Raw genomic sequence first — 12,281 nt, forward strand, 5'->3', positions numbered from 1 at the left:
TCGCTCCTAATCCCACTCCTGCATTTTTCACTACTGTTCAAACTTCAATCTTGGACTGATGCAGATATTTTATTAGGGATGGTAGAAGCAGAAGCAGTATGAGGAGATCAAGCTTATGAAGCTCTTGTTTAGGGTGATTGGGCCTTGAGCTGAGAGAGGCATAGAGGTGGTGATTCCCCCGAAAAAAAACCGTGGGTGAACTCCGTAATTACGATGAGATACTCTACAAAGCAGGTCTATGAATAGAAAATTTCAAGGCAAGGCCTCAAACAGTATTGAGGGTGGGCGCAACAAGTGGGGCAGCTATATCGCCAGGAGATAGGATAAATGTTCAGTTAACTTCCTGGGAGGGATTCCTAGAGGCAGCTACAGTCATTTTGTGGCCATAGCGAGCGCCATTTTCATACAGCATACAATACCCCTACTTGTCAACCTTTTTCATTGATGACACGCCCTAGGGAAAATTCCTGAATATCCTGAATATTTTGATTGTCTCTGGCTCAGGAAATTTAGTTGAATTAAAAGTCAGGCATATAGCAAAAATGGCCAATTATAAGTTTTATAATATCACAAAAATTGTGAGGATGCAACGGAAAATCCTTTGACGCGGGATTTTTTAGGAGCTTTAGATAATGAAAAATATTGGCGATTTTCGACTAGAGAGGTATAGATGGAAAGATTTAATGATGGGAAAAATCTGATTCTAATCTTAACAAGACTTTAGGAAAAAATAGGTTAAAAATAAGTTCAAAATCTTATACAGTAATGTTTTCACCTTAAATTAACCGTTTTCTTGATATATCTAGGTTTTCCTAGGTCATGCTACGCAAACATCTATTTTGAACTAATTCAGGTATTTCCCTTGCTAATAGCCATTTTTGGTGTAAAAAATCTCAAAGCATCCTTAAAAGTAGGGAAGTAATACCAATTTGATAAATGTTTGCTACAAATATCTAGGTTTTTTTAGGAGTCAGGAGTCAGGAGTCAGATGGGAATAGCTTTGATGCCATTCTTAGTTCATAAATTATTGAATTTGCCAAAGGGAAATCTTCTGTAAAGTATTTTTATCGCCCTTATTATTCATAACATTCTTGTTTCAAATTGATATAAGGGAGTAAGGAAAAACTTTTCAATCTTTTCGGTGTATTGCCTCTATTCCACGGACGACTCGTAACTAAAAAATTTAATCCCGCGCGCGGATTACTATCTCCTATTTCAGATAATGAAAATGGGTTTGGAGGCGCAAACCTATACGACTTCAATTAAATGAATTATTAACAGAATACCACCCATACCAATGTCGAACTACTAACCAAACTACAGAAAGTAATCCAGCAATACTTAAAGTTAATCCACTATAGGGAATTAATAATGCAAAAATAGGTAAAATTCCGCCACTAATAGTACAAATAATTGCTGCGAAAGAAGCTTGACGATTTGAGCCTAAACCCCACACTAAAAATAGTAAAATTGGAGAAATTAAACTCCAGGAAAATTTAGCATCCATGAAACGACTAAAGTAAGTTAAAGTCAGTAAACAAGCAAAGAAAATTCCTCCTAAGATTGCCACATCTCGCAAACTCAAAGGTAGAGAAAAATATAAGAGAATTAACCACCATAAAAATAATAGAGGAGCTAATATTAATAAGCGAGGTAAAATACCTGTATTTTTTACTGAGTCTGTGGCAGTAAAAACTCCAAAAGGATTTTTGACGGAAACATTATCATCAAATACCCAAGTAAATTTTCGACCTGGATTAGATTCGATAGTTTCGGTAGGAACAATTCCACTTGCAAAGTCTGCTTTGGGAAAATTTGCTAATGCTATTAATCGGAAGTTTGATAATAGTTGATTATTGGCGTTATAAATCCAACGGGGTGCGCCTTGAGCTTGATAGTTGACTTTGAAATTGATGGTTTCTTCAGGAGATAAATTAAAGGGAAAACTATAATTTCCAGGGTTAGTAGGAATTAATCTTTTATTATTTTGTTCGACGCGAAAGTTTTGGAGTAAAGAATAGCCATAAGGAGGACGAATATCAAAGAAAAATTCTTGGATATTTTGAAGTTGGTTAGTAACTTGATATTCTGCGGAAAAATCTACAACATAAACAGCTTTGAGATTTTGAACGTCTTTAGCTTGGTTAATATTTACCTGAATTTTTGAAGCATTTATGTTCAAAAATTTATCTACATTTCTCGTACTTTTAATTTCAACCTGTTTATTCTCAACCCACTGATAATATGTATAGGGTTCTTCTACTATATAACGAACTTTTGGAGCGATTTGTTCGAGGCGATAGAACTCCGTTCCGCTTGCGCGATCGCCTGCCACACCCGCAGCAATTTTAGAGATTTTTGCTTGTTCCCAATTATGGTAACGATTACTAAGAGTTGAACAGAGAAAAAATCCTCCCACTAGCAATATTAAAACTAAAATTAGATGTGGTAGTTTTTTAAGTAAACTCGAATATTGAGATACTAATTCATTAATCAAATTATTTGGTTCTGATTCTTGGCGACTAGGGATAGAAAAATTGATAATTGCTATTCCTATGCCTAAGAAAAAAGTTAGAATAATTAATATGAGTGATGCTTGAATAATTTGATTGCCAAGTTCAATCAGTTCTTCGGGATGGGTAATATCGGGTATGTTAGGAATGCCTTGACTAGATTGCCACATATTTTGAATATATATAAGGTTTTAAGTGTCAAATTATAGGTCTTACTATGGGGTAATTATCGAAAAATCAACCTGAGTAGGTAGTTGATTAATTATAATTATATAGATATATAGATGTGGAAAAGCTTGACTATATTAAAATTTATAAATTAACTCTATAGTAATCCTATTTCAGTTGTAATATTTTGGTGGTAGTTAGGTGTCAGGAGTCAGGAGTCATAATTTTCAAAGTTTTCCGTTAATATTAACTGCTATAAAAATTTTCACAAATCATTTAGGATTGCTATAGTTTATGGCAGGGTGCTTGGGTAGGTAGATTGTAAGTATTCAGCCGTCAGCTTTCAGCTTTCAGCTAAAGAAAGAAAGAAGTAAGAAAAGGAGGAAATATTGAAAAAAAGGAATAATGATAATGATAGATATAGTTGTCTAAAATGAATTATAGCAGCTTTTTTAAGCATCTCTAATCAAGATGAATTTACAGGATTCTTTTTTCAAGCTTGGTACTAAGGTGTGATTTTGTTACTGAGAGCTGACAGCTAATAGCTAAATGCTTACTGTAGATTTACATTTGATTATATCGTTCTAAATTTTAATACCTATTTAATTAAAAAAGATTATTATTAATTACCCATCTAGAAATAATTTAGTAATACCGACAAATTTGAAAATTTAATTTCCCTACTCTAGCTAATTTAAATTAAAAATTTTGTAACTAGGCTTGACTTATGGAAAATCAGACATTGGAAAATCTTTTTAACTCCGCAGTAAAGAATTATCAAAAAGGAAATTTAAAATTAGCAGCAAAAATCTGCCACAAAATCTTAGAAATAGATATAGAAAATTCGAGGTCGCTACATTTATTAGGGGTTATTGCTGGTTTAGAAGGGAAAGCAAAAGAAGCAATTTCCTACCTCACTCAAGCTGTGAAATTAAATCCAAATAATCCCGAAATTCATAGTAATTTGGGTTTGGCACTGAAGGATAACCAGCAACTTGAAGTCGCCATTAAACATTATCAAAAAGCCCTTGAACTGAAACCAAATTATGCCGAACCGTATAACGGTATCGGTAAAATATTTTTAGAGTTAGGAAGATTGGTGGAATCTCAAAAATATTACCAACAAGCTCTTAAATTAGACAAAAATCATGCAAATGCTCACTTTGGTTTGGCACTTATTTTGCTTAAGCAAGGAAATTTTATTCAAGGATTTCATAAATATGAATGGCGCTGGCAAAAGAAAGATTTTAGCTCTCGTAATTTCTCTCAACCTTTGTGGGATGGCTCGAATTTTCAGGGGAAAACTTTGTTAGTTTATACTGAGCAAGGTGGGGGAGATTCTATTCAATTTATCCGCTATATTCCTCTAGTGAAAAAATTAGGAGGTCGTGTAATTATTGAACTTAATCAAGCTGGGTTGAAATTATTATTTACGACTTTTTCAGAAATAGACGAATTATTTGTTATAGGTGAAAAATTACCAGATTTTGACCTGCAAATTTCATTGATGAGTCTACCTCTAATTTTCCAAACTACTCTGGAAACTATACCAGCTAAAATCCCTTACTTATTGGTACCAAAGTCAACCCATTTTACTATCCCACCTGCTTCAGAAAAAAATCTCAAAGTAGGGATATGTTGGCAAACAAGGAGTAACACTAAAACCAGTCAAAAACGTTCTTGTCCGGTTGAATATTTAGAGGGAATTATAAGTATAGATAAAGCGAATTTTTATATTTTACAAAAGGAAGTATTACCAACAGATTTAGAATGGCTGAACTCTCAAACTAAAATACATCATTTAGGTTCATCTTTTAATGATTTAGCTGATACAGCAGCAGCTATCCAACAATTAGATTTAGTAATTACAATAGATACAGTTATTGCTCACTTGGCAGGAGCATTAGGTAAACCTGTTTGGGTAATATTAAATTTTGATTCTGATTGGCGGTGGATGTTAGATAGAAATGATAGCCCTTGGTATCCGACATCCCGATTATTTAGACAGCAAAAAATTGCAGATTGGGATAGTGTATTGCTTGATGTAAAAGATAGTTTAAAAAAATTGCTCTAGAATAGTTATCCTCAAAAATAAATGTCAAAAACTATGGATATAAAATTTGATAATGGTGAAATGAAACAAGCAATAAAAAAATACCAATCTGGAAAATTGGAAGAAACAATCAATATTTGTCAGAAGATTATAAAAAGACAGCCTAATAATTTTTTAGCTTTAGAGCTTTTGGGTGTATGTGCTTATGAAAAAGATGAAATAGAACAGGCGATCGCTTATTATCAAAAGTCTTTAAAGGTTAATCCTAATTATGCGGAAACTCATAATAATTTGGCTGTGGCACTTCAAGATAATTGGCAAATTGATGCTGCGTTTAGTCACTGTCAAGCTGCAATTAAATTGCGTCCTAATTATGCTGAAGCATGGCATAATTTAGGACGTATTTTGCGATATAAAGGAGAATTTGAGGCAGCTATTGAGCATTATCAAAAATCTCTTAAACTTAAGCCAAATTATGCTGAAGGATATAACAGTTTAGGCAGTATATTTTTAGAGCTAGGAAAACTTTCGGAATCTCAAAAGTATTATCAAGAAGCTCTTAAATTAGATAAAAATCATTTTAATGCTCACTTTGGTTTAGCTGCTGTTTTGCTGAAACAGGGAAATTTTATTGAAGGTTTTTCTGAGTATGAATGGCGTCGCCAACGTCAAGATTATGTAACTAATAATTTTGCTCAACCTGTATGGGATGGTTCAGATTTTTCAGGGAAAACTTTATTGGTTTATACGGAACAAGGTTTAGGAGATTCTATCCAATTTATCCGCTATATTCCTTTGGTGAAAAAATTCGGGGGACGTGTAATTGTTTATTGTAATAAAGCTGGATTAAAGTTATTATTTACCACTGTTTCAGAAATCGACAAATTATTTGTTATAGGTGAAAATTTACCAGATTTTGACCTACAAGTTCCATTGATGGGTCTACCTCGAATTTTTGGTACTACCTTAGAAACTATACCTGCTGAAATTCCTTATTTATCTGTACCAGAATCAAAAAAAATTCAACTGCCAGGAACTACAAATAGTTTCAAAATTGGCATAACCTGGGAAACAAATAGTCAAATCAAGACTAGCAAAAAACGTTCTTGCTCTCTAGAACATTTACAACCTATTTTGAATCTAGATAATACTAGCTTTTATATTTTACAAAAAGAAGTATCTCCCCAAGATTTGGAATGGCTGAAATCTCAGACTCAAATTCATAATTTAAGTTCATATTTTAATGACTTAGCTGATACAGCAGCAGTTATAAAACAACTAGATTTAGTAATTACAATAGATACAGTTATTGCTCACTTAGCAGGAGCATTAGGTAAACCAGTTTGGGTAATGTTAAATTTTGATTCTGACTGGCGTTGGTTAACAGATCGGGAAGATAGTCCTTGGTATCCGACAATGAGGTTATTTCGTCAGAGTAAATCTGATGATTGGCAAGGAGTTTGTCAAGAAGTTGTTGGTGCTTTATCATCTAAATTATTGACTTTTAATCAAACAGATTATCCATCAATAGTTCAACCGGGGTTATCAGTGACAACTCAGCATTTACTGACAACAGCGTTAGAAAAATATCAGGTAGAAAACTGGAGGGAAGCAGAGCAAATATGTCACTTTATTATTCAACATCAACCCAATTGCAGTGGTGCATTTGAGATACTTGCTCTATGTGCAAAAAAAACAGACAAAATTGATTTAGAAATTGCTTATCATCAGAAAGTAATTAACCTCAACCCTAATAATTATAAAACTCATCTAAGTTTAGCTATTGCTCTGAAAAAACAACAGAAACTTGAGCAGGCAATAGTTCATAATCAAAGAGCGATTGAACTAAAACCAAATAACGCTTCAGCTTGGCATAATTTAGGTCTAATATTTAAAATTCAAGGCAATATTCCAGAAGCAATTCGTTGTTTTCAACAATCTCTCCAGATTAAACCAAATAATCTTCATATCTATTACTCTTGGGGTAATATTCTGAAAGAAAAGGGAGATTTAACAGAAGCAAAAGTTCTTTATGAAAAATGTCTGGAGTTAAATCCTAACCATATCAACGCTCACTTTGCTAGAGGATTTATTCTTTTGAAAGAAGGAAATTTTTTAGCTGGATTTTCTGAATATGAATGGCGCTGTCAACGTGAAGATTATATAACTCGTAGTTTTGCTCAACCTGTATGGGATGGTTCAAATTTTTCAGGGAAAACTTTATTGATTTATACCGAACAAGGTTTAGGAGACTCTATCCAATTTATCCGCTATATTCCTTTGGTGAAAAAATTAGGAGGGCGGGTAATTTTTGAATGTAACCAAGCAGGATTAAAATTATTATTTACTACTGTTTCAGAAATAGATGAATTATTTGTGGAAGGTGAAAAATTACCAGATTTTGACCTACAAGTTTCATTGATGAGTCTACCTCGAATTTTCCAAACAACTCTGGAAACTATACCTGCTGAAATTCCTTATTTATCTGTACCAAAATCAATCGACTTTCCCATTCCAGTTGCTCTAGAAAAAAATCTCAAAGTAGGAATATGTTGGCAAACAAATAGTACCAGTGACACGAGTCAAATACGCTCTTGCTCAGTTGAACATTTACAAGAAATTATAAGTTTAGATACGGTCAATTTTTACATTTTACAAAAGGAAGTATCAGCAGAAGATTTAGAATGGCTAAACTATCGAACAAAAATCTACAATTTAGGCTCATCTTTTAACAATCTAGCTGATACAGCAGCAGCGATAAAACAATTAGATTTAGTAATAACAATAGATACAGTTATTGCTCATTTAGCAGGAGCATTAGGAAAACCAGTTTGGGTAATGTTAAATTTTGATTCTGATTGGCGTTGGTTAATAGATAGGGAAGATAGTCCTTGGTATGCCACAATGAGATTATTTAGACAGGCAAAAATAGGAGATTGGGAGAGTGTAATTAAACAAATTAAAGACAGTTTAATAGATTTCCTGGAAAATACTTACCCTGCCGAAAAAGTTTCCAGAATTAGGAGTCTTAATTTGCTAGATACTGGAATCAAGGAAGCTCTAGAAAAATATAAATCTCACAAGATTAAAGAAACGGTAAATAATTATCAGAAATTACTTCAAACTGCTGTAGAAAAATATAAAGCTGGAAATGTTGAAGAAGCAGAAGAAATATGCCATCTAATTATTCAAGAGCAACCGGATTTTGCTGGTGCTTTTGAAATACTTGGTTTATTCGCCCAAAAAACAGGTAAAACCAACCTAGTCATTACTTCTTGTCGAAAGGCAATTAGTTTAAATCCTAATAATGAGCAAACACATCTTAATCTAGCTATTGCCCTGAAAAAACATCAGGAATTTAACACAGCAATTGTTCACAATCAAAAAGCGCTCTCTATCAAACCAAATTATGTTGAAGCTTGGCATAATTTGGGGGATATTTTTAAAGAGCAAGGTGAAATTACAGAAGCAATTCGTTGTTATAAAAAAGCTCTGAGTATCAAACCAAATTACCCTGATGTCTACCAAAATTGGGGAAACATTGAGAAAGCACAAGGTGATTTTCCCGCAGCTAAAAATCTCTATCAAAAAGCTCTTGAATTAGATTCAGAACATATTGATCTTCACTTTTGTTTAGCAGTTCTCTTACTTAAGCAGGGAGATTTTATTCAAGGATTTTCTGAATATGAATGGCGCTACCAACGTAAAGATTATATAACTCGTAATTTTCCTCAACCTGTATGGGATGGGTCGGATTTTTCCGGGAAAACTTTATTAGTTTATACAGAACAAGGTTTAGGAGATTCTATTCAATTTATCCGCTATATTCCTCTGGTGAAAAAATTAGGATGCAGTGTCATTGTTGAATGTAATAGAGCTGAATTAAAATTATTATTTACCACGATTTCAGAAATAGATGAATTATTGGTTAAGGGTGAAAATTTACCAGATTTTGACCTGCAAGTTTCATTGATGAGTTTACCTCGAATTTTTGGAACTACTCTGGAAACTATACCTGCTGAAATTTCTTATTTATCTGTACCAAAATCAATCGACTTTTCTATTCCACCTGCTCCTGAAAAAAATCTCAAAGTGGGAATATGTTGGCAAACAAATAGCACCAGTGAAACCAGTCAAATACGCTCTTTTTCAGTTGAATATTTACAAGAAATTATAAGTTTAGATACGGTCAATTTTTACATTTTACAAAAAGAATTCTCAGCAACAGATTTAGAATGGTTGACTTATCAAACTAAAATCCATAATTTAAGTTCATATTTTAAGAATTTAGCTGACACAGCAGCAGCGATAAAACAATTAGATTTAGTAATAACAATAGATACAGTTATTGCTCATTTAGCAGGAGCATTAGGTAAACCAGTTTGGGTAATGTTAAATTTTGATTCTGATTGGCGTTGGTTAACAGACCGCAAAGATAGTCCTTGGTATCCGACAATGAGATTATTTAGACAGCCAAAAATAGGAGATTGGGAGAGTGTAATTAAACAAATTAAAGACAGTTTAATCAATTTACTAGAAAAGAATCCCACCGAAAAAAAATCCAGAATTAGAAGTCTCAAATTGCTAGTTCCTGGAATCAACGAAGTTATAGAAAAATATAAACCCGGAAACTTTGAAGAAGCAGAGCAAATAAGCCATCTAACTATTCAAAATAAACCGGATATGGATATAAAATTTGATGATAGTGCAATTAAACAAGCCTTCAAAAAATACAAATCTGGAAACTTGGAAGAAACAAAAAATATTTGTCATCAGATTATAAAAAGACAGCCTAATAATTTTTTAGCTTTAGAAATTTTGGGTGTATGTGCTTATGAAAAAGATGAAATAGAAGAGGCGATCGCTTATTATCAAAAATCTTTAAAGGTTAATCATAATCATGCAGAAACTCATAATAATTTGGCTGTTGCACTTCAAGATAATCAGCAAATTGATGCTGCCTTTAGTCACTGTCAAACTGCTATTAAACTCTGCCCCAATTATGCTGAGGCATGGCATAACTTAGGAGGTATTTTGCGAGATAAAGGTGAATTTCAGGTAGCTATTGAGCATTATCAAAAATCACTTGAATTTAAGCCAAATTATGCTGAAGCATATAATAGTTTAGGCAGTATATTTTTAGAACTAGGAAAACTTGGGGAATCTCAAAAATATTATGAACAAGCTCTTAAATTACATAAAAATTATGTCAATGCCAACTTTGGTTTAGCTGCTGTTTTGCTGAAACAGGGAAATTTTATTTCCGGCTTTTATAAATATGAATGGCGGTGGAAAACTAAAGGTTTTATCTGTCGTAATTTCTCTCAACCTTTATGGGATGGTTCAAATTTTCCAGGTAAAACTTTATTAGTTTATACAGAACAAGGTTTAGGAGATTCTATTCAATTTATCCGCTATATTCCTTTGGTAAAAAAATTAGGAGGGCGTGTCATTGTTGAATGTAATAAACTTGCATTGAAATTAATTTTCACGACTGTCTCAGAAATAGATGAATTATTTGTTATAGGGGAAAAATTACCAGATTTTGACCTACAAGTTTCATTGATGAGTCTACCTCTAATTTTCCAAACTACTCTGGAAACTATACCTGCTGAAGTTCCTTATTTATCTGTACCAAAATCAATCGACTTTTCTATTCCACTTGCTCCCGAAAAAAATCTCAAAGTGGGAATATGTTGGCAAACAAGTAGTGCCAATGAAACGAGTCAAATACGTTCTTGCTCAATTGAATATTTACAGGAAATTATTAATATAGATAAAGTCAACTTTTACATTTTACAAAAGGAAGTCTCAGTAGCAGATTTAGAATGGTTGGAGTCTCAGACTAAGATACATAATTTAAGTTCATATTTTCAGGATTTAACTGATACAGCAGCAGTCATCAAACAATTGGATTTAGTAATAACAATAGATACAGTTATTGCTCACTTAGCAGGAGCATTAGGAAAACCAGTTTGGGTAATGTTAAATTTTGATTCTGATTGGCGTTGGTTAACAGACCGCAAAGATAGTCCTTGGTATCCGACAATGAGATTATTTAGACAGCTAAAGATAGGAGATTGGGAGAGTATAACTAAACAAATTAAAGACAGTTTAATCAATTTACTAGAAAAGAATCCCATCGAAAAAGTTTCCACAATTAGGAGTCTCAAATTGCTAGATACTGGAATCAAGGAAGCTCTCGAAAAATACAAATCTAACAAGATTAAAGAAACGGTAAATAATCGGGAATTACTCCAGACTGCTTTAGAAAAATATCAAGCTGGAAACTTGGAAAAAGCAGAGCAAATATGCCATCTCATTATTCAAGATAAATCGGATGTTGCTGGTGCTTTTGAAATACTTGGTTTATGCGCCCAAAAAACAGGTCAAACCAACCTAGTTATTACTTATTGTGAAAAAGCAATTAGCTTAAATCCTAATAATGAGCAAACACATCTTAATCTAGCTATTGCCCTGAGAAAAGAACAGCAATTTAGCGAAGCAATTATTCATAATCAAAAAGCACTTTCTAAGAAACCAAATTATGCTAAAGCTTGGCATAATTTAGGGGATATTTTTAAAGATAGAGGTGAAATTGCAGAAGCAATTCGTTGTTATAAAAAAGCTCTGAGTATCAAACCGAATTATGCTGATGTCTACCAAAATTGGGGAGTTGTTGAGAAAGCACAAGGTAATTTAATTTCAGCAAAAAATCTCTATCAAAAAGCTCTTGAATTAAATTCAGAACATATTAATACTCACTTTTGTTTGGCAGTTCTCTTGCTGAAGCAGGGAGATTTTATTCAAGGATTTTCTGAATATGAATGGCGCTACCAACGTGAAGATTATATACATCGTAATTTTGCTGAACCTGTGTGGGATGGTTCAGATTTCTCAGGAAAAACTTTATTGATTTATACGGAACAAGGTTTAGGAGACTCTATCCAATTTATCCGGTATGTTCCTCTGGTGAAAAAGTTAGGAGGGCGTGTAATTTTTGAATCTAATAGAGCTGAATTAAAATTCTTATTTACGACGATTTCAGAAATAGATGGATTATTTGTTAAAGGTGAAAAATTAGCAGATTTTGACCTACAAGTTTCATTGATGAGTCTACCTCTAATTTTCCAAACTACTCTGGAAACTATACCTGCTGAAATTCCTTATTTATCTGTACCAAAATCAATCGACTTTCCTATTCCACCTGCTCCTGAAAAAAATCTCAAAGTGGGAATATGTTGGCAAACAAGTAGTACCAGTGAAACCAGTCAAAAACGCTCTTGCTCAGTTGAATATTTACAAGAAATTATCAATATAGATACGGTCAACTTTTACATTTTACAAAAGGAAGTCTCAGTAGCAGATTTAGAATGGTTGGAGTCTCAGACTAAGATACATAATTTAAGTTCATATTTTCAGGATTTAACTGATACAGCAGCAGTCATCAAACAATTGGATTTAGTAATAACAATAGATACAGTTATTGCTCACTTAGCAGGAGCATTAGGAAAACCAGTTTGGGTAATGTTAAATTTTGATTCTGA

At 33.1% G+C, this 12,281-nt stretch carries 3 protein-coding genes; 2 read left to right on the top strand and 1 reads right to left on the bottom strand.

Features of this window, described 5'->3' with window-relative positions; genetic code table 11:
* Positions 1-1,258: 1,258 nt before the first annotated feature.
* Positions 1,259-2,683: a hypothetical protein gene (locus F6K40_RS33255; protein WP_293142361.1), complete on the bottom strand. Its 1,425-nt coding sequence runs from the start codon at positions 2,681-2,683 to the stop codon at positions 1,259-1,261.
* Between the two features lie 725 nt (positions 2,684-3,408).
* On the opposite strand from F6K40_RS33255, the gene F6K40_RS33260 reads away from it, so the two are divergent.
* The gene (locus tag F6K40_RS33260; protein ID WP_293142363.1) at positions 3,409-4,755 is read left to right on the top strand and encodes a tetratricopeptide repeat protein; all 1,347 of its coding nucleotides are present in this window, start codon (positions 3,409-3,411) and stop codon (positions 4,753-4,755) included.
* A 33-nt stretch (positions 4,756-4,788) separates the two neighbouring features.
* Positions 4,789-12,281: tetratricopeptide repeat protein (locus F6K40_RS33265; RefSeq protein ID WP_293142365.1), on the top strand; the 7,493-nt coding region annotated here is incomplete at its 3' end.

Source organism: Okeania sp. SIO3I5, assembly GCF_010672085.1.
Classification (GTDB): domain Bacteria; phylum Cyanobacteriota; class Cyanobacteriia; order Cyanobacteriales; family Microcoleaceae; genus Trichodesmium.

What these genes read in the sequence shown, in the direction of transcription:
- F6K40_RS33255 (WP_293142361.1), bottom strand. Translation starts at nt 2,683, where the DNA reads ATGTGGCAATCTAGTCAAGGCATTCCTAACATACCCGATATTACCCAT.
- F6K40_RS33260 (WP_293142363.1), top strand. Translation starts at nt 3,409, where the DNA reads ATGGAAAATCAGACATTGGAAAATCTTTTTAACTCCGCAGTAAAGAAT.